At 72.8% G+C, this 22,647-nt stretch carries 20 protein-coding genes; 12 read left to right on the top strand and 8 right to left on the bottom strand.

From position 1 onward, the window contains the following. Positions 1-141: 141 nt before the first annotated feature. On the bottom strand, positions 142-2,028 hold the full coding sequence (locus ABZS66_RS49005; protein ID WP_354769939.1) for an MDR family MFS transporter: 1,887 nt from the start codon (positions 2,026-2,028) through the stop codon (positions 142-144). 107 nt (positions 2,029-2,135) lie between these two features. Here ABZS66_RS49005 and ABZS66_RS49000 point away from each other — a divergent pair, with 107 nt between their 5' ends. The 8 genes from ABZS66_RS49000 to ABZS66_RS48965 all read left to right on the top strand — a co-directional run bounded on the left by ABZS66_RS49000 (position 2,136) and on the right by ABZS66_RS48965 (position 10,721). Further along, a complete protein-coding gene (locus ABZS66_RS49000) occupies positions 2,136-3,764 on the top strand; it encodes an ABC-F family ATP-binding cassette domain-containing protein (RefSeq protein ID WP_354769938.1) in 1,629 nt (542 codons plus the stop codon). After that, positions 3,761-4,132, top strand: a complete 372-nt coding sequence (locus tag ABZS66_RS48995) for a PPOX class F420-dependent oxidoreductase (protein WP_354769937.1) — start codon at positions 3,761-3,763, stop codon at positions 4,130-4,132. Before ABZS66_RS49000 ends, ABZS66_RS48995 begins: the two co-directional genes overlap by 4 nt. Before the next feature lie 87 nt (positions 4,133-4,219). Continuing rightward, entirely contained in the window at positions 4,220-5,368 is a 1,149-nt protein-coding gene (locus ABZS66_RS48990) for an ABC transporter substrate-binding protein (protein ID WP_354769936.1), read from the top strand. Next, entirely contained in the window at positions 5,365-6,240 is an 876-nt protein-coding gene (locus ABZS66_RS48985; RefSeq protein ID WP_354769935.1) for an ABC transporter permease subunit, read from the top strand. The genes ABZS66_RS48990 and ABZS66_RS48985 overlap by 4 nt, the downstream gene beginning before the upstream one ends. Continuing rightward, positions 6,237-7,100 carry an ABC transporter permease subunit gene (locus ABZS66_RS48980; RefSeq protein ID WP_354769934.1) on the top strand — a complete coding sequence of 288 codons (864 nt, stop codon included), beginning with the start codon at positions 6,237-6,239 and terminating at the stop codon, positions 7,098-7,100. Before ABZS66_RS48985 ends, ABZS66_RS48980 begins: the two co-directional genes overlap by 4 nt. Then, positions 7,097-8,173, top strand: a complete 1,077-nt coding sequence (locus ABZS66_RS48975) for an ABC transporter ATP-binding protein (protein WP_354769933.1) — start codon at positions 7,097-7,099, stop codon at positions 8,171-8,173. Before ABZS66_RS48980 ends, ABZS66_RS48975 begins: the two co-directional genes overlap by 4 nt. 254 nt (positions 8,174-8,427) lie before the next feature. After that, positions 8,428-10,227 (top strand): tetratricopeptide repeat protein, encoded by a 1,800-nt coding sequence (locus tag ABZS66_RS48970; RefSeq protein WP_354769932.1) that lies wholly within the window; start codon positions 8,428-8,430, stop codon positions 10,225-10,227. A 5-nt stretch (positions 10,228-10,232) separates the two neighbouring features. Continuing rightward, complete coding sequence (locus tag ABZS66_RS48965) at positions 10,233-10,721, top strand: GtrA family protein (RefSeq protein ID WP_354769931.1); 489 nt, start codon at positions 10,233-10,235, stop codon at positions 10,719-10,721. Here the strand turns inward: ABZS66_RS48965 and ABZS66_RS48960 are convergent. The 5 genes from ABZS66_RS48960 to ABZS66_RS48940 all read right to left on the bottom strand — a co-directional run bounded on the left by ABZS66_RS48960 (position 10,712) and on the right by ABZS66_RS48940 (position 17,323). Then, entirely contained in the window at positions 10,712-10,867 is a 156-nt protein-coding gene (locus tag ABZS66_RS48960) for a hypothetical protein (protein WP_354769930.1), read from the bottom strand. The genes ABZS66_RS48965 and ABZS66_RS48960 overlap by 10 nt on opposite strands. A gap of 74 nt (positions 10,868-10,941) precedes the next feature. Then, the gene (locus ABZS66_RS48955; protein WP_354769929.1) at positions 10,942-12,894 is read right to left on the bottom strand and encodes a VWA domain-containing protein; all 1,953 of its coding nucleotides are present in this window, start codon (positions 12,892-12,894) and stop codon (positions 10,942-10,944) included. 5 nt (positions 12,895-12,899) lie between these two features. After that, on the bottom strand, positions 12,900-14,309 hold the full coding sequence (locus tag ABZS66_RS48950; protein ID WP_354769928.1) for a sigma 54-interacting transcriptional regulator: 1,410 nt from the start codon (positions 14,307-14,309) through the stop codon (positions 12,900-12,902). 821 nt (positions 14,310-15,130) lie between these two features. After that, positions 15,131-16,732, bottom strand: coding sequence for an MFS transporter (locus ABZS66_RS48945; RefSeq protein WP_354769927.1), 1,602 nt, complete (start codon positions 16,730-16,732; stop codon positions 15,131-15,133). Between the two features lie 30 nt (positions 16,733-16,762). Beyond that, positions 16,763-17,323, bottom strand: coding sequence for a hypothetical protein (locus ABZS66_RS48940; protein ID WP_354769926.1), 561 nt, complete (start codon positions 17,321-17,323; stop codon positions 16,763-16,765). 164 nt (positions 17,324-17,487) lie between these two features. Here ABZS66_RS48940 and ABZS66_RS48935 point away from each other — a divergent pair, with 164 nt between their 5' ends. Continuing rightward, entirely contained in the window at positions 17,488-17,862 is a 375-nt protein-coding gene (locus tag ABZS66_RS48935) for an FKBP-type peptidyl-prolyl cis-trans isomerase (protein ID WP_238020064.1), read from the top strand. 145 nt (positions 17,863-18,007) lie between these two features. Beyond that, positions 18,008-18,640 carry an adenylate kinase gene (locus tag ABZS66_RS48930; protein WP_354769925.1) on the top strand — a complete coding sequence of 211 codons (633 nt, stop codon included), beginning with the start codon at positions 18,008-18,010 and terminating at the stop codon, positions 18,638-18,640. A gap of 42 nt (positions 18,641-18,682) precedes the next feature. Here the strand turns inward: ABZS66_RS48930 and pgm are convergent, their stop codons facing one another. After that, entirely contained in the window at positions 18,683-20,314 is a 1,632-nt protein-coding gene (pgm, locus tag ABZS66_RS48925) for a phosphoglucomutase (alpha-D-glucose-1,6-bisphosphate-dependent) (protein ID WP_354769924.1), read from the bottom strand. Between the two features lie 103 nt (positions 20,315-20,417). On the opposite strand from pgm, the gene ABZS66_RS48920 reads away from it, so the two are divergent. Together ABZS66_RS48920 and ABZS66_RS48915 are read left to right on the top strand one after the other, a co-directional pair. Beyond that, the gene (locus ABZS66_RS48920) at positions 20,418-20,795 is read left to right on the top strand and encodes a group 1 truncated hemoglobin (protein ID WP_354769923.1); all 378 of its coding nucleotides are present in this window, start codon (positions 20,418-20,420) and stop codon (positions 20,793-20,795) included. A gap of 96 nt (positions 20,796-20,891) precedes the next feature. Further along, the gene (locus ABZS66_RS48915) at positions 20,892-21,407 is read left to right on the top strand and encodes a DinB family protein (RefSeq protein WP_354769922.1); all 516 of its coding nucleotides are present in this window, start codon (positions 20,892-20,894) and stop codon (positions 21,405-21,407) included. On the opposite strand, the gene ABZS66_RS48910 is transcribed toward ABZS66_RS48915, so the two are convergent. Further along, positions 21,380-22,549: an acyltransferase gene (locus tag ABZS66_RS48910; protein WP_354769921.1), complete on the bottom strand. Its 1,170-nt coding sequence runs from the start codon at positions 22,547-22,549 to the stop codon at positions 21,380-21,382. The genes ABZS66_RS48915 and ABZS66_RS48910 overlap by 28 nt on opposite strands. Positions 22,550-22,647: the final 98 nt, after the last annotated feature.

Here is a 22,647-nt window from a genome sequence, read left to right as displayed (position 1 = left end):
CAGACGGCGGGGCGCGCGCGGACGCGGTGGGGCGGACGCGGCGGCGCCGGGACGAGCGAGCGGACCGCGCCCATGATCGACGGCGAGTTCTGGTCGTCATAGCAGCCAGAACTCGCCGTCGATCAAGGGCGCGGAGAGCGGTCAGCGGGCGTGGCGGGGCTCCGTGTCGCCCGCCGTGGAATCGCCCTCGGCCTCGTGGGCGCCCGCCGCGTGTGACGGGTGATGGCCGTTGCCCGACGCCACCTCGTCGGACTCGTGCGCCCCGCCGGAGCCGGCCAGGCCGTCGTCGGAGGCGACCGGGGCCGGCTCGGGTGGGGCGATCACGGCCGTTGCCGCCGTCGTCGTGGCGGCCGCGGGCACCGGGCCGCCGTTCGGGGCCGGGTCGGGCAGCGTCGGGGCCGAAGGGGCCGGGGCCTCCTCCGCCGCGCGCTGTTCGGCGGCCGACATCGAGCGTAGCGGGAGCTCCGGCAGGAACAGGATCACCACGAAGCCGACCACCATGATGGCCGCCGCCACCAGGAACACCACGCTCATCGAGTCCGAGAAGCCGACCTTGAACGGGTGGGACAGCGCGGCCGGGAGCTGGTCCAGGAACGAGGTGTCGTTGAAGGAGCTCGCGTTGCCCGACGTGGCCGTGGAGCGGATCTCGTCGACCATCTGCGGGTTCGCGCGGGCGGCGGCCTGGAAGTCCGGGGTGGTCGCGGCCGCGGTGAAGGCGGCGCGGATCTTGTCCGGCATCAGGCTGAACAGGACCGACAGGAACACCGCCGCGCCCAGCGTGCCGCCCATCGAGCGGAAGAACGTGACCGTGGACGTGGCGACGCCGATCTCCCGCGGGTTGGCGGCGTTCTGCGCGGCCGTGATCACCGGCTGCATGTTGCCGCCCAGGCCGAGGCCCATCAGGCCCATGACCAGCATGGTGCGCCACAGCGGGGTGTCGGCGCCGATGCGGGAGAACAGGAACAGCGCCACGATCATGAGCAGGGAGCCGAGGATCGGGAAGATCCGGTACCGGCCGGTGCGCGCGATGACCTGGCCGGAGACGATCGAGCCGGTCATGATGCCCAGCACCAGCGGCAGCAGGAGCAGGCCGGCCTCGGTCGGGGTGGCGCCCTTGACGATCTGGAGGTACAGGGGAAGCGTCAGCAGGCCGCCGAACATCGCCATGCCGAGGATGAAGCTGCTCGTCGAGGCGACCGAGAACGTCCGGCCCCGGAAGAGGCGCAGCGGCAGCAGGGCCTCGTCCTTGTAGAAGTACTCGGCGACGATGAACAGGACCAGGCCGGCGGCGCCGATCGCGTAGCACAGCACCGAGCGGCCGGAGCCCCAGCCCCACTCGCGGCCCTGCTCGGCGACGGTGAGCAGCGGGACCAGGGCCACGACGAGGGCCAGCGCGCCGGGCCAGTCGATGCGGTGGTCGGTGCGGTGGTGCGGGATGTGCAGCACGCGCAGCACGACCAGGAACGCGGCCAGCGCGATCGGGACGTTGATGTAGAAGATCCAGCGCCAGCCGGTGACCCCGAGCAGCGAGTCGGAGCCGGCGAAGAAGCCGCCGAGGACCGGGCCCAGCACGCTCGAGGTGCCGAAGACGGCGAGGAAATATCCCTGGTACTTCGCCCGCTCGCGGGGCGGGACGATGTCTCCGATGATCGCGAAGACCAGCGAGAACAGCCCGCCGGCGCCGATGCCCTGCACGGCCCGGAAGGCGGCGAGCTGGTAGATCGTGTCGGCCAGGCCGCACAGCGCCGAGCCGACGATGAAGATGCCGATCGCGAACAGGATGAACGGCTTGCGGCCGTAGATGTCGGACAGCTTGCCGTACAGGGGGGTCGCGATCGTCGAGGTGATGAGGAACGCGGTCGTCGCCCACGCCTGGATGGAGAACCCGCCGAGGTCGTCGGCGATCGTGCGCATCGCCGTGGACACGATGGTCTGGTCGAGCGCGGCGAGGAACATCGCCATCATGAGCCCGGCGAGGATCGTCAGGATCTGCCGGTGGCTGAGCGTCGGCGAGGCTGTGCTGCTCAAGTTCAACTCCAGAAAAGCGCGAAGCAAGGCACGATACGAGCCGTTGGCGTTCCACAATCACGCTACTCCCCGAGATCGCGCCTGGTGCGCTGAGGGACACTATGCGGATGTCTGCGACGCTGGTGGTCAAGGGCCTCGCCGCCGGGCACGGCGACAAGGCCCTCTTCTCGGGGCTCGACCTGGTGGTGGCGCCCGGTGACGTGATCGGGCTGGTGGGGGTGAACGGGGCGGGGAAGACGACGCTGCTGCGCACCCTGGCCGGGCTGCTGCCGGCCGAGCAGGGCGCGATCCAGCTCAACCCGCCGACGGCCACGGTCGGGTACCTCCCGCAGGAGCCGGACCGCCGGCCGGGCGAGACGGTGCGGGGGTTCCTGGCCCGGCGGACCGGCGTCGCCGACGCGCAGCTGCGGATGGAGACGGCCGCCGAGGCGCTCGGCTCGGGCGTGGCCGGCGCCGACGAGGAGTACGCGGTCGCGCTGGAGCGCTGGCTGGCGCTCGGCGGGGCCGACTTCGACGAGCGCGCCGAGGAGCTGGCGGCGGCGATCGCCGAGCTCGACCGGCCGATGACGGCACTGTCCGGCGGCCAGGCCGCGCGGGCCGGGCTGGCGTCGCTGCTGCTCAGCCGGTACGACATCTTCCTGTTGGACGAGCCGACCAACGACCTGGACCTGGACGGGCTCGCCCGGATCGAGCGGTTCACCGCCGGGCTGCAGGGCGGGGCGGTCGTGGTGAGCCACGACCGGGAGTTCCTGGCCCGCACGGCGACCGGCGTCCTCGAGCTCGACCTGGCCCAGCAGCAGGTCAACTACTTCGGCGGCGGCTACACCGCGTATCTGGAGGAGCGCGAGGTGGCGCGCCGGCACGCCCGCGAGCGCTACGAGGACTACGCCGACACGCGCTCCGACCTGGAGGCCCGGGCCCGGATGCAGCGGGCCTGGATGGAGAAGGGCGTCAAGAACGCCCGCCGCAAGCAGCCCGACAACGACAAGAACGTCAAGGCGAAGAAGATCGAGTCGACGGAGAAGCAGGCCGCGAAGGCGCGCCAGACCGAGCGGCTCATCGAGCGCCTCGAGGTGGTCGAGGAGCCGCGCAAGGAGTGGCAGCTGCGGATGGAGATCGCCGCGGCGCCGCGGGCCGGTGCGGTGGTGGCGACGCTGCGCGGCGCGGTCGTGCACCGCGGCGCGTTCACTCTCGGGCCGGTGGACCTCCAGGTCGACTGGGCCGACCGGGTGGCGATCACCGGCGCGAACGGGTCCGGGAAGACGACGCTGCTCGGCGCGCTGCTCGGGCGGGTCCCGCTCGACGCGGGCAGCGCGCACCTCGGGCCGGGCGTCGTCGTCGGCGAGGTCGACCAGGCGCGGCGGCTGTTCGAGGGCGACGCGGCGCTGCTGGACGCGTTCCGCCAGCACGTGCCGGACCAGTCCCCCGCCGACGTGCGGACGCTGCTGGCCAAGTTCGGGCTGCGCGCCGACCACGTGCTGCGCCCGGCGCGGACGCTGTCGCCGGGCGAGCGGACCCGGGCGGCGCTCGCGCTGCTGCAGGGGCGGGGCGTCAACCTGCTGGTCCTCGACGAGCCGACGAACCACCTGGACCTGCCGGCGATCGAGCAGCTGGAGAGCGCCCTGGACAACTACCCGGGCACGCTGCTGCTGGTGACCCACGACCGGCGGATGCTGGCGGCGGTGCACACGAACCGGCACGTGGACGTCGCGGACGGCGCGGTGAGCGAGCGGTGAGCTTCATCGAGTTCTGGACCGAGCGGCACCTGTGCACCCTGGCGACGATCCGGCGGGACGGCACCCCGCACGTGGTGCCGGTCGGCGCGACCTACGACCCGGCGACCGGGATCGCGCGGGTGATCACGTCGGGCACGTCCCAGAAGGTACGGAATGTCCGGAACAACGGACAGGTTGCCGTGACCCAGGTCGACGGCCGGCGCTGGTCGACCCTCGAAGGCACGGCCGTCGTCGTCACGGACCCCGAGGTCGTCCGGGATGCCGAGGAGCGCTACGCCCAGCGGTACAAGATCCCCCGCCCGAACCCGGCCCGGGTGGTGATCATGATCACCGTGTCAAGGGTGTTGGGGACCTATCGACCCGACTGACAGCCGTCGTTCACCCGAGGGCCACACGACCGGCTGACAGTGAGGCCGCCGAAGCCGTTTCGGCAAGGACCCTCGGGAGCAATCCTCATGCGCCAACGCAATATCGTCCTGCACGGCCTCCTCGCGGCGGCCGTCGTCGCCGGCGTGGCCGGCTGCGGCTCGTCCGAGAAGGCGGCCGAGGCTCAGAACAACACGGCCGCGGCCGCGACGGCCACGTCGGCCGCCGAGCTCGGCGGCATGGACGCCCTCATCAAGGCCGCGCAGGCCGAGGGGCAGCTCAACGTCATCACGCTGCCGCCGGACTGGGCCAACTACGGCGAGATCATCGAGACGTTCTCGAAGAAGTACAACATCAAGGTCAACAGCGACAACCCCGACGGCTCGTCGCAGGACGAGATCAACGCCGTCAAGTCGCTCAAGGGCCAGGACCGCGCGCCCGACGTGCTCGACCTCGGCGGCGCGTTCGCCCAGTCCGGCGCGAAGGAGGGCCTGTTCGCCAACTACAAGGTGGCGACCTGGGCCGACATCCCGGACAGCCAGAAGGAGTCCAACGGCGCCTGGTACAACGACTACGGCGGCTACATCTCCATCGGCTGCGACGCCAAGAAGATCGCGGTCTGCCCCACCACGTTCGCCGACCTCAAGAAGCCGGAGTACAAGGGCAAGGTCGCGCTGAACGGCGACCCGACCAAGTCCGGCTCGGCGTTCGCCGGCGTGTTCGCCGCGGCCCTGGCCAACGGCGGCAGCTTCACCAACATCCAGCCCGGCATCGACTACTTCGCCGCGCTGAAGAAGAGCGGCAACTACATCCCGGTCGAGTCGACCCCGGCCACCATCGAGAAGGGTGAGACCCCGATCTCGATCGACTGGGACTACCTCAACGCCGGCTACACCAAGAAGCTGGCCGAGAAGGGCATCGACTGGAAGGTCGCGGTCCCCAGCGACGGCGTCTACGGCAACTTCTACTGCCAGGCGATCAACAAGACCGCCCCGCACCCGGCCGCCGCGCGGCTGTGGGAGGAGTTCCTGTACTCCGACGAGGGCCAGAACCTGTGGCTCAAGGGCTACGCCCGGCCGGTCCGGCTGCCGAAGATGACCGAGTCCGGCAAGGCCGACTCGGCGCTCGTCGCGCAGCTGCCCAAGGTCGAGGCCAAGGCCGAGTTCCCGACCACCGACCAGATCGACGGCGCGAAGAAGGTCCTCACCGACGGCTGGACCAAGGCGCTGACCGGGTGACCACCGCCGCAACTCCCGTCCGGGCACGGTCCTTCTGGGGCCGTGCCCGGCGGTGCGGCCCCTGGCTGTCGGTCGCACCGTTCCTGCTCATCATGCTCGTCGGCCTGATCCTGCCGACCGTCGCGCTGGGCTTCGGCGCGTTCGGCAACGGCACGTCCGACGTCGAGGCCGCCCTCGGCGGCGGCTACCGCCAGGCGCTGTGGGGCTCGCTGAAGCTCTCCGTCGTCTGCGCCGTGCTCGGCGCGGTGTGCGGCCTGCTGCTGGCCCGGGCCGTGCTCGCCGGCGGCGGCCTGCTGCGCCGGCTGGTGCTCACCGCCTCGGGCGTGCTGGCCAACTTCGGCGGTGTGCCGCTCGCGTTCATGTTCATCGCCACGATCGGCAACGCCGGCATCGTGACCGCGCTGATCCGCGACTGGACCGGCTTCGACCTGGCCAACTCGACGTTCAGCCTGTACCAGTTCGGCGGTCTCGTCCTGGTGTACCTCTACTTCCTGGTGCCGCTCATGGTCATCGTGATCGCGCCGGCCCTCGACGGCGTGCGCGCCGAGTGGTCGGAGGCCGCGGCGAACCTGGGCGCCACCCCGGGCCAGTACTGGCGGCTCGTGGCCGGCCCGCTGCTCGCCCCGCCGGTGATGGCCGGCGCGCTGCTGCTGTTCTGCGGCTCTCTGTCGGCGTTCGCCACCGCGCAGGCCATGGTCGGCGGCACGGTACCCCTCGTGACCCTGCAGATCGCCAACGCGCTCTCCGGCAACGTCTCGGCCGACCACGAGGGTGTGGGCGCCGCGCTCGCGCTGGAGATGATCGTGCTCGTCTCGATCGTCATGGCGGTGTACTGGACGATCGAGCGCCGGACGGCGAGGTGGCTGCGGTGACCGCGGTGCTGGAGCCCACGGTGGTGCGCACGGCCGCGCCCAGGCGCCGCCGCCGGTCGGTCGACCGGCCGATCATCCTCGCCATCGCGGCCGTCTACTTCCTGGTGCCGCTCGCCGCCGCCGTCTGGTTCACGATCGAGGACAAGCGCAACGGCGGCGTCACCGGCGAGTACTACGCGGCGATCCCGGCCGCCGACGGCTTCGCCGAAGCGCTGCGCCGCTCGCTGTCCCTGGCCGTGCTCACCGTGCTCGGCGTGCTGCTGGTGACCGTGCCGGCGATGCTCGCGGTCACGCTGCGGCTGCCGAAGCTGCGCCCGGTCGTCGAGGGCCTGTCGCTGCTGCCGCTGGTCATCCCGCCGATCGCGCTGGTCGCCGGGGTCCGTGACATGCTCGCCCTCGGCCCGAACGAGCTGGCCGGCACCCCGCTCGGCGACTTCCTGGTCTCCTCGCAGGACCCGGAGCTGCCGTACATCCTCATCATCGTCTACATCGTGCTGGCCACCCCGTTCGCCTACCGTTCCCTGGACGCCGGCATCCGGTCGATCGACGCGAAGACCCTGGTCGACGCGGCCCGCGGCCTCGGCGCGTCGTGGCCGACGGTGGTGTGGCGGGTGCTGCTGCCCAACCTGCGCAGCGCCGTGCTCGGCGCCGCGTTCCTCACCCTCGGCCTGGTCCTCGGCGAGTACACCATCGCCAGCATCCTGCTCTTCGAGACCCTGCCGACGTGGCTGGTCAAGATCTCCGGCTCCAGCGGGCAGCTGTCCGTCGCCGTGAGCACCGCCAGCCTGCTCTTCACGTGGATCCTGCTCCTCGTCGTGTCCCTCGCGGACCGGCGCAAGTCCTCCGGAGGTACCGCATGAGCGCGGTCGGTGTGCGCATGCTCGGCATGCGGCGCAGGTTCGGCGCGGTCGCCGCGCTCGACGGGCTCGACCTGGTCATCGAGCCGGGCGAGTTCATCGCCCTGCTCGGCCCGTCCGGCTGCGGCAAGACCACGGCGCTGCGCGTCCTGGCCGGGTTCGAGTCGGCCGACGAGGGCACCGTGTACGTCGGCGACCGCGACATCACCGACCTGGCCCCGAACAGGCGCGACATGGGCATGGTGTTCCAGGCGTTCAGCCTGTTCCCGAACCTCACCGCGCTGGACAACGTGGCCTTCGGCCTGCGGGTGCGCGGCCGGGCGACCGGCGACCGCCGCAAGCGGGCCGCGGAGCTGCTGGAGCTGGTCGGCCTCGGCGGCGCCGGCGGGCGCTACCCGCACCAGCTCTCCGGCGGCCAGCAGCAGCGGGTCGCCCTCGCCCGGGCCCTGGCCATCGAGCCGCGGGTGCTGCTGCTCGACGAGCCGCTGTCGGCGCTCGACGCGCAGGTCCGGGTGCAGCTGCGCGACGAGATCCGCCGCATCCAGCAGCGGCTCGGCATCACCACCCTGTTCGTGACCCACGACCAGGGTGAGGCGCTGTCCGTCGCGGACCGCGTCGGGGTCATGCGCGCCGGCCGCCTCGAGCAGCTGGCCGACCCCGACACGCTCTACCACCGCCCGGCCACGCCGTTCGTGGGCGAGTTCGTCGGCACCATGAACCGGCTCGCGGGAGTCCTGGGATCCGACGGTACGGTCAGCGTCCTCGGCACCACCCACTCCGTCGCGGCGGGCTCCTCCGACGCCGCCGCCGGGGCGGCCGTCGCGGTGCTGGTCCGGCCGGAGGCGATGACCCTCGCCGCTTCCGACACGGGCACGGCCCTGGTCGTGGTCCGCACATTCCACGGCGCGCTGACCCGGCTGTCGGTCCGCCTCCCGGACGGCGACGAGGCCCTGGTCGACCTGCCCAGCCCGGCCGCCGCGGGCATCAAGCCCGGCGACACGGTCACGGTGGGCGTGGGCCCCGGCCCGGTCCTGGTGGCGACCGCTGACGACACGGCGGTCCCGGCTCCGGCCTGACCTCGAGGCCGACCATGATCCCGAAGACTTCTCGTGCCCGGAGCTACGAAGCGTCTTCGGGATCATGGTCGCACGGGCGGCCGGCGGCGCGGGCCCGCGCAACGTGCGGCGGCAGTTCACGTACCGGCCGGACCGGGGCAACGTGGACGTCGGTCAGGCCGGGCAGGCTCGCGTCCATCGCCAAGCACCGCTGCCCTCGCGACGAGGCCGCACCCGCCGAGCGGGCGGTCCGGCGGCTGCTCTACCCTGCCCGCGTGGCTGAGGCTGAAGAGGATCCGGTCGCGCAGGCGCACGGTGAGCTGTCGCTGGCCCGGATCGCCCTCGCCGAGGACGACCTGGAGCACGCGGCGAACCATCTCGCGGGCGCGATCGCGTGGGCGCCGGCGCTGCCCGAGGTACACGAGCTGCTCGCGGCGCTGGCCACCCGGGCCGGCGCCGGCGTCGAGGAGCTGTTCCCGCTGGAGGAGCCGGCGTACATCGGCACCGTCGTCGCGCGGGCCCACCTGGTCGCCCGCAGCAGCCCGGTCGAGGCGCTGCGCCTGCTCGCCCAGGCCACCCGGTTCGACCCGTCGCAGCCGTGGGCCGACGTGTCGTGGGTGCGGGCGCTCGACGTGACCCGCGTCGACCCCGACGAGCTGGCCCGGCTCACCGTCGGCGTGATGCAGCCGCTCGGCGACCCGGCCGGGCCCGACGTCGCCCGGGCCAACGAGGTGTACCTCGACCTGGTCCGCCGGGCGACCGCCGCGCACCCCGGCCACGCCCTGCTGCACGGCGCGGCGGCCGGCCTGGCCCGCCGGTTCCCGGGGCACACCGCCGAGGCGGTGCGCTGGGGCGCCCGCGGCCACCGGCTGCACGCGGACAAGCTCACCGCGGTCTGGTACGCGTACGCGCTGCGGGCCGACGGCCGGCTCAACGAGGCGCTGAAGGTCATGCGGGCCGCGTGGAAGGCCACGCCGGGCGAGATGGACCTGTGCGCCGACATGGCGAACTGGCTGGCCGAGGCCGGCCGGCTCGACGAGGCCCTCGAACTGCTCGACACGGCGACCCGCGCGGCGCCCGACTACGACTGCGCGGTGCACACCGCGGCCCGGCTGCGCTTCGCCCACGACGGCGACGTGCGGCACCTGGTCGGGCTGGCGGACTTCATGCGCGCGCACCCGGTGACCAGCCACGAGCACTCCGACCTCGACGAGGCCTGCCGGGAGCGGCGCTGGCTCGGGGTCGTCGGCGGACCGGCCGAGGCGAGCGTGAACGTGCTGCACCAGCTGGCCTCCGCCGACCGGGGGCCGATGGCGCACCTGTCGTTGTCGGCGCTGGAGGTACCGTCGGCGCTCGCACTGCTGCGGCGGGCCAGTCCCGGCATCGAGGTCGAGATCGCCGGGCCGCCGCCGGCCGACATGGTGGCGCCGCTGCGCCCCGGCCGGGCGCTGTGGCGCTACGACGGTCTCGACGCGTATCCGACCGTCGAGCCGGCGGCGCGGGCCAGCCAGGAGCTGCTCGCCCGGATCGCGGCGCCGGCCTGGCCGCACCCGATCGCCGCGTACGACCACGCGCTGCCCCTGGGTCAGTTGCCCGTCGAGGAGCTGCTGTCGCTGCTGGTGCACCCGCCGGCCGCGCCCGAGGGCTGGCCGATGGCGGAGGGCTGGTGGGAGCGCTCGGCGCAGACGTTCGCCTGCCTGGGCCTGCTGCACTGCGAGGAGCTGCGGGCCGGCGCCGACCCCGGCGACACCGCCCGGGCCCGGGCACTGCTCACCGAGATCGCCTTCGGCGTCGAGGACTGGACGACCGACGCGGCCTGCTTCGCGCTCGCGGTCACGGCGTGGCTGGATCCCGCCTGTCGCGAGGACGTCGTCGCCGCCGTCGGGTACCGTTTCCTCGCGGCGGTCCAAGCCTCGCGGCAGCGGGCCGTCACGATCCGCGACTCCCTGGCGGAGGTCGTGCTGATGACCCCGGACATGGTGCCGGACATGGTCGGCCTGGCCCGGGACGTCCTCGGCCGCCCGTCCGTGCCGACCCAGGCGCCCCCGAAGAAGAGGCGGTTCTTCCAGCGATGAGCCGGATGCGGCGGATCTGGCAACACTCCCTGACCAGGTTCTGCCTGCTCGGGATGGTCGGGTTCGGCTTCGACCTGGCGCTGCTGGCGCTGCTGAAGACGGTCACGCCCCTGCCCGTGTGGGCGGCGGTGACGATCGCGTTCTGGGTCACCTACGCGCTGAACTTCGTGCTCAACCGCTACTTCGCGTTCCACGCCCAGGACCGGCCGGTCGGGCCGCAGGTGCTGCGGTTCGTGGCCCAGGTGCTCGGCGACTACGCGCTGACGCTCGGCGCGGTCGAGGGCCTGCACGCGCTCGGGGTGCCGCTGCTCGTCGCGCGGATCGCGGCCGGCGGCACCAACCTGGTGTGGAACTACCTGCTGTACCGCTTCTGGACGTTCGGCTCCCCGCGAGGCGACACGAGCGGCGACACGAGCGGCGACACGGAGCGGGCCGGCCGGCAGGACGCCGACCGGCCCGTCGAGGAGCCCGAGAGGGTCGCGGCTCACCAATAGTGGCGGCGCCCGGCGAGCGGACGGCCGACCGCGCCCAGGATCCACAGCACCACCCCGACGATCAGCAGCACGATGCCGATCGTCTCCAGGATGCCGACATGCAGGAACAGGCCGAGCAGGAACAGAATCAGACCGAAGATGATCATGTTGGGCTCCCGGGGAGAGGGGTACCGACCTACATTGATCTGGTACCCCTGCGGCCCGGTCGCCGAAACACGGTTCATCCGCGGCGGCCCCGGCGGGCCCGGATGTAGTCGGAGACGACGTACCGGCCGAGGTCGTCGGCGTCGGGCGTGAAGACCCGCCCGCCGTTGCGCCGGGCGACCGCGTCGACGAACCGGCGCAGGCCCGGGTCCTCGCCCAGCATGAACACGTTGAGCACCGCCCCGTAGCGGGTCAGCTGATCGACCTCGTGGACCGTCGCGGTCACCGTCTCGCGGGTCGACGGCCACATGAAGTACGACGTGCCGTCGTCGAGCAGGTGCGCGGTCGGCTCGCCGTCGGTCACGACGAGCACGACCGGGTCGGACCCGGGGTGCCGGCGCAGGTGCCGGCCCGCGAGCCGCAGCGCGTGCTGCAGGTTGGTGCCCTGCACCATGTCGGGCTCGACCGCCGCCAGCTCCTCCTGGGAGAGGCGCATGGCGTACCGCCCGAAGCCGATGATCTGCAGGGCGTCCTGCGGGAACCGGGTGGCGACCAGGTGCGACAGCGCGAGGGCGGCCTGCTTCATCGGCCCCCACCGCCCGTCGGCCATCATCGAGAACGACAGGTCGACGCAGAGCGCGACCGCGGCCGACACCCGCCGCTCGGTCTCGGCGATCTCGAAGTCCTCGACGTCGAGGCGGATCGGCAGGGTCGCGGCGCCGCCGGTGGCCTGCCGGCGCACCGCGTTGCCGATCGTGCGCACGACGTCGATGGGCTGCTCGTCGCCGTACATCCACCGCCGCGACGCCCCGGTCAGCTCCCCCGCCGCCCCGGCGTCGCGCAGGTCGTGCTGGCCCTGCCGGCCGGCCTGCAGCTCGGAGAACACGGTGCGCAGCGCACTGCCGCCGAGCCGGCGCAGCGCCTTGGGGCTCAGCGTGAGCCCGTCGGCGCCCCGGGTGACCCAGCCCTGCCGGCGCAGCTGCTGCTCCAGCTCGCGCAGCCGGCGCAGGTCGTCGGCGGCGCCCCGGCCGAGCTGCCGCTCCACCGCCTCGACGTCGACGTCGTCCAGCGTCGCGCCCGGGTGCTCCTGGCCGAGCTGGTCGATGAGGTCGTCGAGGTCGCCGATCTCCTCCAGTGCCCCGGCGGCCTCGCCGTAGCCGAGCTCGCGGTCGCCGCGGACCCGCTCGCCCCGGCCCCAGTTCATGCCGGGGCGCAGCGCGCGCAGGCTGTCGGTGAGCCGGGCCATCTCCCCGGCGAGGTCGCCGAGGGCCTGGTCCATGAGCGACTGGAGCTCGGCGCGCTGCTGCGGGGTCAGCGAGCGCATCATCCGCTCCCCCGCGGCCGCCCGGCGGGCCAGGGCGTCGATGAGCTCCTCGACATTGGCCGGCTTCTCCGGGAAGAAGTCGCCGTGCCGGTTCATGAACTCCTGGAACGCGTCGTCGGTGTTCTCGCCGCGGGCGTGCCGTTCGAGCAGGTCGTTGAGGTCGCGCAGCATCTCCCGCATCGCGGCCTGCGCCTCCGGGTCGCGCAGCGCCTGCTGCATGCCCTGGAAGCGCTGCTCGACGACCTCCTGCCGGAGCTGGTCGAGAATCTGCTGGTACAGGCTTCGCGCCTCGTCGCTGGTCCAGTTGTACTGGCTGAGCTCGTCGACGGCCCGCGCGGTGGAGCGCGGGAGGTTGTCGAGCACCGTCTCGGCGAAGCGGGCCTCGTCGGTGTCGCGCCGGGCGAGCTCGTCGCGCTCCGCGGCGATCGCCTGGTCCAGCAGCTGCTGGGCCCGGGTGACGGCGCCGTCGAGCTGGCCGCGGCGCATCGCCTCGCGGCGCATCCTCCTGGCCCGGGCGACGAGGTCGTCGAGGCCGCGGCCGCCCTGCGGGCCGCGGCGCAGCAGGTTGCGCAGCGCCTCGCGCAGGCTGCCGCCGTCGAGGACCTCGGCGCCGACCTGGTCGACGGCGGCGCGCACGTCGTAGGGCGGGGCGAGCGGGTCGGGCCCGCCGCGCCACGCCCCGTAGCGGAACCTGTTGTGGCGCAACGCTGTCAGCCTCCGTACACGGTGCGGCCGTCTTCGGTCAGATCCTTGCTGAGCCGCCGGGTGAGGTGCAGGCCTTCGAGCGCGAACTCGATGCCGGCCGCCGCCTCGCCCCGGCTGGGCGCGTCGCCGAGCCCGAGCCGCTCGAGCACCTTGGCCAGGCCGGGCACCGTGCCGACCTGCCGCAGGATCTCGTCGGCCCCGGCCAGCTCGCCGGTCTCGATGACCTGCCCCTCGGCGACCAGGTCGGTGAACCCGGACAGGTCCAGCCCGGCCAGCCGCCCCCGGAACGTCTCCGCCGTCGCGGTGCGCAGCAGGTGGGCGAGGATCTCGATCTCCCGCCCCTCCTCGCCGCTGTCGAACTCGACCTTGCCGCGCAGCGTGCTCGTCACCGACACGGTGTCGCCGATCCGGGCCACCGGCCGCTCCTCCCCGAGCATCCCGGCCCGCCGCAGCGCCGAGGCCGCCACCGTCTCCGCGGCCGCGATCGCGAACCGGGCCGACACACCCGAGCGCTGGTCGACGGACGGCGACTCGCGCACCGCCCGGGTGAACCGCGCGAGCACCTCCAGCACGTGCTCCGGCAGCTGGGCGACGAGCTGCGCCTCCTGCCGCACGAGGTCCATCTCCAGCTCGAGGTCGAGCGGGTAGTGGGTGCGGATCTCGGCCCCGAACCGGTCCTTGAGCGGCGAGATGATCCGCCCGCGGTTGGTGTAGTCCTCGGGGTTGGCGCTGGCCACGAGCAGCACGTCGAGGGGAAGGCGCAGCTGGTACCCCCGCACCTGGATGTCGCGCTCCTCCAGCACGTTGAGCAGCGAGACCTGGATCCGCTCGGCGAGGTCGGGCAGCTCGTTGACCGCGAAGATGCCCCGGTTGGTCCGGGGCACCAGGCCGAAGTGGATGGTCTCGGGGTCGCCGAGCGTGCGCCCCTGCGCGACCCGGATGGGGTCGACGTCGCCGATGAGGTCGCCGACGCTGGTGTCGGGGGTGGCCAGCTTCTCGCCGTACCGCAGCGACCGGTGCAGCCAGTCGACCGGCAGCGCGTCGCCGGCCTCGTTCGCCAGCCGCCGCGAGGCCGGGGTGACGGGTTCGTAGGGGTGCTCGTTGAGCTCGGACCCGGCGATGACGGGCGTCCACTCGTCGAGCAGGCTGATCAGGCCGCGGATGACGCGGGTCTTGCCCTGCCCGCGCTCGCCGAGCAGCACGACGTCGTGGCCGGCGAGGATGGCCCGCTCCAGCTCGGGCAGCACGGTGTCGTCGTACCCGACGATCCCGGGAAAGCGCGGCTCGCCCGCCCGCAGCTTCGCGAGCAGGTTCTCGCGCAGCTCCTCCTTGACGGTGCGGAACCGGTGGCCGCCGGCGCGGAGCTCCCCGACGGTGCGGGGCAGGTCCAGGGGCTGGTCTGGCGTCTGAGTCACAGGATCGAACCTAGCGCGGCTGTGTTACTTCGCGCTGTGTCCTCTCGCGCCTTCGGCGCGGGCGGGGGGTTCCCACCCCGCACCCCCCATGGCGCGTGGCACTGGCTGCGCTGCCGCTGGCCAGACCACCGGCTCGTGCGATCCGGACGGCCTCCTTCCCGGCGCGTGGCGCAACGGACGACCACCCTGGGCTCCCGCCAGGCCCGCGTGGTGTCCGCGGCCCGCACCGTATTCCCCGCGGTGTGGGCCGCTTCGGTGATGTTCAACGTACTCGGCGGGTATGACAGTTTTCCCCCACTGACGTTGCTCGGTGCACCCCTCATATCGATCAGCAGGAACGGGGGTGCGTCGACCCACGCGGCACCTGCCGGCACGCTCGCGCGCCTCGGCCTGCGCAACGCCCCGGGCAACCACGGGCGACACGGAGCCCCGCCACGCTCGCTGACCGATCTCCGCACCCTTGATCGATGGCGAGTTCTGGTCGTCATGGCAGCCAGAACTCACCATCGATCAAGGGCGCGGTCCGGTCGCTCGCCCCACCGCTGCCCACCGCTGCTTCGCCACCGCGGAAGCACGCTCCAACGCCGCCGCACCTTCCTGCCGCCGCCACCGCTCGGCGGGCGGGTGGGGCGGCAGCGGAGCAGCGGTGCGGCGGCCGAGGACCAGCCGGGTCGGCGCATCAGATCTGATACATCAAGGCTGATGCATCACGATTGATGCGGACCCAGGCCGGCGCCAGCCGCGAATGCGGCGGCCGAGCGGGCGGCCGGGTCGCCACATCACATTCGATGCATCAGGCCTGATGCATCAAGCCCGATGCATCAGGCCTGATGCGGCGTGGGCGCGAACCCAGCGGGCTCGGCGCGCGACCCCGCCGCCTCGGCGGACGGCGCCGGCCGTGAACCGTCAGCCTGCGCACCGGACGGGCCCGCCGGCGCGGGCGCCAGCGGGCCCAGGTGGCGCAGGGTGCGCAGGACCAGGACGGCCAGGCCGAGGAGCAGCACCGCCGCCACCGCCGCGACCACGTGCATGCCGGTCGTCGACGCGACCCGGGCCGCGTGCAGCAGCGCCTCGCCCACCGCCGGGGGCAGGGTCGACGCCACCGACGTCGCGGCCGTCACCGTGTCGCGGGCGTCCGTCGCGGCCGACGGCGGGAGGGCGGGTGGGAGGTCGATCGTCGCGCGGTACACCGCCGTGCCCAGCGAGCCCAGCGCCGCGATGCCCAGGGCGAAGCCGAACTCGCCCGACGTCTCGTTCAGCGACGCCGCGGCGCCCGCGCGCTCCACCGGGGCGCTGCCGACGATGATGTCCGTCGCCAGGGTCACCAGGGGGCCCATGCCCAGGTTGATCACTGCGAAGGCCAGCGCGACCGGGAGCGGGCCGCCGGCGGCCGGGGCCTGGGTGACCAGCAGGAGGCCGACGACCGAGACCAGCAGCCCGCCGCCGATCAGGCGGCCACGGTGGACGCGGCGGGCCAGCAGCGGGGACAGCTGGAAGGACAGGCCGGTGACGATCACGGCGGGCATCGTCCACAGGCCCGCGGCCGTCGGGGACAGGCCCTTCACCAGCTGCAGGTGCTGGGTGATGAAGACCATCATCGCCCCGGTGAGCAGGGTGCCGAGGAACATGCCGCCGACTGCGGTACGGAACGCGACCGAGCCGAAGAGGCGCAGGTCCAGCAGCGGATGGGCCAGGGCGCGCTGGCGGCGGACGAAGACCACGCCGACCGCCAGGCCGGCCAGCAGGACGACACCGGGCACGACGGAGAGGCCGCGGGCGAGCTCCTTCAGGCCGTACACCACGGGCAGGATCGCGGCCAGCGAGAGCGCGACGCTCGGCAGGTCGAGCCGGCCGGCGCCCGGATTGCGGTGCTCCGGCAGCAGCAGCGGGCCGGCGACCAGGAGCACGAGCATGGCCGGCACGCCGAGCAGGAACGCCGAGCCCCACCAGAAGTGCGCGAGCAGCAGGCCGCCGGCGAGCGGGCCGATGATGGCGCCGCCCATGAAGCACATCATCCACACGCCGATGGCCAGCGCCCGTTGCCGCGGGTCGGGGAACATCGTGCTGATCAGGGCCAGGGTGGACGGGGCGAGGGTGGCGCCGGCGACGCCGAGGACGGCGCGGGCGGCGATGAGCATCTCCGGGCTGGTGCTGTACGCGGCCACGACCGAGGCGACGCCGAAGCACAGGGCGCCGATGAGCAGCAGGCGGCGCCGGCCGATGCGGTCTCCCAGGGTACCCATCGTGATCATGAAGCCGGACAGCAGGAAGCCGTAGACGTCGAGGATCCACAGCTGCTCGATGCTGCTCGCGTGCAGGTCGGCGCTCAGCCGCGGCATCGCGAGCAGCAGGACGAACACGTCGAGCGACACGAGCAGGGTGGGCAGGGCGAGCACGGCGAGGCCGATCCATTGCTTTCTCATGCCACCTGGTCGGAGCCGGCCCGCCGTCCTCTACATGTTGCGGCCGCGGGCCACGTCGAGCCAGGAGGTGAACCCGCGCCAGCTGGCCGCCGGGTCGTGCCACTGGTAGTAGTCGGCGGCGGGCTCCCGCCCGAGCCGCAGCACGGCCAGGACCGACGCGACGATCACACCGCAGAAGACCGTGGCGTGGACCCCGCTGTACCACAGGGGCAGCATCGTCTGCAGGTGCGCCTCCTGCGCCTCGCTGTCGGCGAGCAGCGCCGAGTCGGGGCTGAAGACCACGCCCAGCAGCAGCGCGTCGGCCACGAGCAGCAACGCCACGCTCACGACCAGCCGGGTGTGCGGCGAGCGGCGCGGCACCGCCGTGGCGACCCCGGCCAGCAGGAGGCTCAGCCCCGCGAACAGCACCAGCATGACGGCGAGGCGGTCCTCGACGGCGCGCAGCTGCAGGTTCTCGTCGAGGGTCCACGGGGCGCCGCTGGTGTACCGCGCGTCGAAGCGCACCAGCAGCCAGGCGGCCACGGCGGCCTGGGCCGCGGTCAGCACCATGGCGGAGATCACCAGCCAGAACGCCACGCGTACCGGGTGCATGTGCTGAGCGTAAACCGGGTCGAGCGCCGGTACGCCCCGAACGAACCCGACCAAACCAGCGGAGATCGGGTCAAGCGCCGACAGGCCCCGACCGGATCGGTACGCCGCCATGAGGCAGGATGGGTGGTGACCGTTAGTCACGAATCCGCCGAGGAGTCAAGCGCATGTCGCTCAGCAAGCCCGAAGTGACCCTTCCCGACGGCCCGCCGCCGGCCGACCTGGTCGTCGAGGACATCACCGTCGGCGACGGCCCGGAGGCCCGCCCCGGCCAGCAGGTCAGCGTGCACTACGTGGGGGTGTCGCTGTCGACCGGCAAGGAGTTCGACGCGTCGTGGAACCGCGGCGGCACGTTCGAGTTCGGCCTCGGCCAGGGCCAGGTCATCGCCGGCTGGGACCAGGGCGTCGCCGGTATGAAGGTCGGCGGCCGCCGCAAGCTCGTCATCCCGCCGCACCTGGGCTACGGCAACCGCGGCGCGGCCGGCGTCATCAAGCCGGGTGAGACGCTCGTCTTCGTCGTGGACCTGCTCGGCACCAGGTGACGTTTTATTCCCAGCGGGGGCCCTCGCATGCCCCCGCTGGGAATGTGGAAATTCACAGCTGGCATTCAGCCTTCGTGCGACATCCGGATGCGATGCTGGACCATCGGCGGGTGGCCGATGGTCGGGCATACGAAGGGGTGTGCGAATGACGATGCAGTCGGCGGCTCCGCGAGCGAAGCGAATCCTGATGGTCGGCGCCCCCGGTGCTGGTAAGGGCACCCAGGCGGACCAGATCGCCAAACAGTTCGGGATCACCCACATCGCGAGCGGCGACCTGTTGCGCCGGCACATCGCGGAGGGCACGACGATCGGCAAGACCGTCGAGACCTACGTCAACAAGGGCGAGCTGGTCCCCGACGCCATCATCATGGACATGCTGCGCAAACCGGTGCTCAAGGCGAGCGAGACCGGCGGCTACGTGCTCGACGGCTTTCCCCGCACGGTCGAGCAGGCCGAGGCGGCGTATCGCACCGCCGGCTCCCTCGGCGTCGGCGTGCAGATCGCGATCCACCTCGAGGTCCCCGAGGACGAGCTGATCCGGCGGATGCTGGCCCGGGCCCGCGGCGCGGACGACACGGAGGACGTGATCCGCCACCGCATCAAGGTGTACGAGGAGAAGACCCGCCCGCTGCTCGACTACTACGCGCAGCGCGAGCTGCTCATCCAGGTCAACGGCGCCCGCCCGGTGACCGAGGTGACCTGGTCGATCGTGGTGCAGCTCCAGCGCGCCTTCAAGCGCCCCGCGACCACCGCGCAGCGCGACCGCGCCGTAGCCTGACCTCACGGGGACAGCCCGCCCGGGCTGTCCCCGTTCGCACACCTACGCGGACAGGGCCGCCGAGACCACCGAGCGGGCCTCCTCCTGGATCCTGGCCAGGTGCTCCGGGCCCTGGAACGACTCGGCGTAGACCTTGTAGACGTCCTCCGTGCCCGACGGGCGCGCCGCGAACCAGCCCGACGCCGTGACCACCTTCAGGCCGCCGATCGCCGCGCCGTTGCCCGGCGCCGTGGTGAGCTTCGCGGTGATCTCCTCCCCCGCCAGGGTCGTCGCCGTCACCTGCTCCGGGGACAGCTTGCCGAGCACCGCCTTCTCCTCCCGGGTCGCGGCGACGTCGATGCGCGCGTAGGCCGGCGCGCCGTGCCGGGCCGTCAGGTCGGCGTAGAGCTGCGACGGTGAGCGGCCGGTGGTGGCGATGATCTCCGAGGCGAGCAGGCAGAGCAGGATGCCGTCCTTGTCGGTCGTCCACACCGACCCGTCGCGGCGCAGGAACGACGCGCCCGCGCTCTCCTCGCCGCCGAAGCCGAACGAGCCGTCGAGCAGCCCCGGCACGAACCACTTGAAGCCGACCGGCACCTCGACCAGCCGGCGGCCCAGGTCGAGCGCCACCCGGTCGATCATCGAGGACGAGACCAGGGTCTTGCCGATCGCGGCGCCGGCCGGCCAGCCGTCGCGGCGGCCGTACAGGTACTGGATGGCGACGGCCAGGAAGTGGTTGGGGTTCATCAGCCCGGCGTCGGGGGTGACGATGCCGTGCCGGTCGGCGTCGGCGTCGTTGCCGGTCGCGACCTGGAAGTCGGCGCGGCGGCCGATGAGGGAGGCCATCGCGTTCGGCGACGAGCAGTCCATCCGGATCTTGCCGTCCCAGTCCAGCGTCATGAACCCGAACGTCGGGTCGACCACCGGGTTGACCACGGTGAGGTCGAGCTTGTGCCGGTCGGCGATCTCCGCCCAGTACGCGACGCTCGCCCCGCCGAGCGGGTCGGCGCCGATGTGCACGCCGGCGGCCCGGACGGCGTCGACGTCGATCACGGAGGGCAGGTCGCCGACGTACGCGCCGAGGAAGTCGTACCGCTCGGTCGTCCCGGCCGCGAGGGCCTTGGCGAGCGGGATCCGCCGCACGCCGCGCAGGCCGTCGGCGAGCAGCGCGTTGGCCCGGTCCTGGATCCACTTCGTCACGTCGGTGTCGGCCGGGCCGCCGTGCGGCGGGTTGTACTTGAAGCCGCCGTCCTCCGGCGGGTTGTGCGACGGCGTCACGACCACGCCGTCCGCGCCCCGGTCGCGGTGGGTGAGGATCGCGTGCGAGACCGCGGGCGTCGGCGTGTAGCCGTCCCGGCTGTCGATCAGGACGGTCACCCCGTTCGCGGCGAACACCTCGAGGGCGCTGGCGGTCGCCGGCTCCGACAGCGCGTGGGTGTCCTTGCCGACGAAGAGCGGTCCACGGTACCCCTGGAGCTCCCGGTACTCGCAGATCGCCTGGCTGACGGCGGCGATGTGGTCCTCGTTGAACGAGCGGCGCAGGCTCGACCCACGGTGGCCGGACGTGCCGAAGGCGACCTGCTGGGCCGGGTCGGACGGGTCGGGGTGCTCGGCGAAGTAGCTGGTGACGAGCCGCGGCACGTCGACGAGGTCGGCGCGCTGTGCGGGCTGTCCCGCGCGGGGATGGACGGACATACCGCTTACGTTGCCATGCCGGACACCGCCCGGCGACAGGACGGGTACATCGCCGGACACAATGCGCCGTTACACTCCCGCCCATCGATGGGAGGTCCAGCGCATGATCGTCACCCCCGACACCCCCACCATGTACCGCCGCGTCGGCGGCGGCGCCGCGATCAAGGTCGTGGTCGACCAGCTGTACACCTGGATCCTGCTCGACGAGGAGCTGGCCCCCTACTTCGCGGGCGTCGCCGTCGAGTCCCTCAAGCGGCACATGGCGGCCCTGCTGGCGCAGGTGCTGGGCGGGCCGCAGGAGTACGGCGGCCGGGACCTGACCGAGGCGCACCGCACCCTCGCCATCACCCCGGCCCACTACGCGCGGGTGGTCGACCTGGCCCTGGCCGCGCTGTTCCTCGCCCACGCGCCGCGCGACATCGTGGCCGCCGTCGAGGAGACCCTGATCGCGGTCCGCCCGCAGGTCCTCGGGGCCGCCTGACATGATCGGTGCATGACCGGTCCGGAGCGCAGCGGAGGGGCCGGTCATCATGAGCACAGCCTGAAGGTCAGGCGGCCGGAGCGAAGCGGAGGACGTATGACCTGGATCGCACCTCCTCCGCCGCCGTTCGGCGGTTCGCTCGTCGCGGACGAACGGACCCTGCTGGAAGGGTTCCTCGACTGGCAGCGGGCGGTGCTCGTCGGCAAGTGCACCGGGCTCACCGGCGAGGAGCTGGCGCAGCGCTCCACGCCGCCGTCGACGCTGTCGCTGCTCGGGCTGCTGCGCCACGTGACCGACGTCGAGCTGGAGTGGTTCCACCGGCGGTTCCGCGGCGAGCCGGTCGAGTTCCACTACCGCCGCGAGGGCGCCAAGGACGCGGCGTTCGACGAGCTCGACCCGGCCGCCGCCGAGCGGGACCACGCGCGGCTGCTCGCCCAGTGGGAGGACTCGCGGGCGGTGGCCGCGACCGCCGCGCTCGACGACGCCTTCGAGGACTCGCTGCGCGGGCCGATGTCGCTGCGGGCGGTGTACCTGCACCTCATCCAGGAGTACGCGCGGCACAACGGCCACGCCGACCTGCTGCGTCAGCGCATCGACGGCGAGGTCGGCTGAACCGGCGCCGGTGAGGTCGGCGCCCCGTCCGGGCCGGCCGCGAGGGCCCGCTGCGGGGGGATGACCATCGACCCCGCGCGGTGCCGGCCCGAGGGGCGCCGGCGCAGCATTTCCAGCGCGGGCACCTCGACCCAGTGGTACAGCCCCATGGCGGCGATGAGGCTGAACGAGAACACCGACGCGGTGGCGAGCGCCGCGGCGGCCGGGCCGGCCTCGTGCGGCAGCAGGTTGAAACGCTCGAAGGCCACGAACACCAGGTAGTGCACCAGGTAGAAGGCGAAGGACAGCTCCCCGAGGTACACCATGAGCGGCCTCGACCACAGCGTGCGGCGGCCCCGCACGTCCGCCCGCGCGGCCGCGGCGATGACGAAGGCGACCGGGATCAGCGTCAGGGCCTGCTGGTTGACCGGGTAGGGCAGGAACAGGTTCCCGACGTAGGCCGGCAGCAGTAGCGCGAACGACCAGCCCAGGCCCGGCCCGCGCCAGGTGCCGCGGCGCACCAGCAGCGCCAGCACGATGCCGAGGGTGAACTCGGCCATCCGCACCGGCGGCAGCAGGTAGGCGATGTAGAGCTGGGTGTCGCGGCCGAACGGGATCAGGTCGACGGCGACGGCGGCGACGAACTCGACCATGAGCACGGCCACGCCCCACAGCGCGGGCGTGCGCAGCCGGCGCAGCGCCGGTAGCAGCAGCGGGAAGCTCAGGTAGAAGAACGCCTCGACGGACAGCGACCAGCTGACCGGGTTGAGCGCGCCGTACACGTCGGCGCGCGGCAGCCAGCTCTGGGTGAGCGTGAGGTGGGTGGCCAGCTGCAGCGGACCGGCGACGCCGACGATGGCGACCGCGGCGAGCGTGGTGACGAGCGTCGCCGGGTAGATCTTGGTGATCCGGCGCCACCAGAACGCGCCCGCGCGCTCGCCCGGCCGGGTCGACCAGGTCAACACGAAGCCCGACAGGACGAAGAAGAACGACACGCCGAGCGCGCCGCCGTTGACGAGCGCGGCCCACAGCACCGATCGGAGCTGATGTGACGCCTGCAGGTGCGGATCGAAGTACCGCTCCAGCAGGTGCTGGCCGAAGACGACCACGGCGGCCGCCCAGCGCAACCCGGTGAGCGCCGGGAGCCGGCTGTTGCGGTTCACGCTTGTCTGTCTAGCGAACCGCGCCGGACGCCGCACCCCGGGCCAGCGGTTTTCACCTGCGATGTGAGACGGGCCGTGGCCGGCGGCTCACCGCCGGC

This window comes from Dactylosporangium sp. NPDC005572 (assembly GCF_040605515.1).
GTDB lineage: Bacteria > Actinomycetota > Actinomycetes > Mycobacteriales > Micromonosporaceae > Dactylosporangium.
This window is presented reverse-complemented; position numbering and strand designations above follow the sequence as displayed.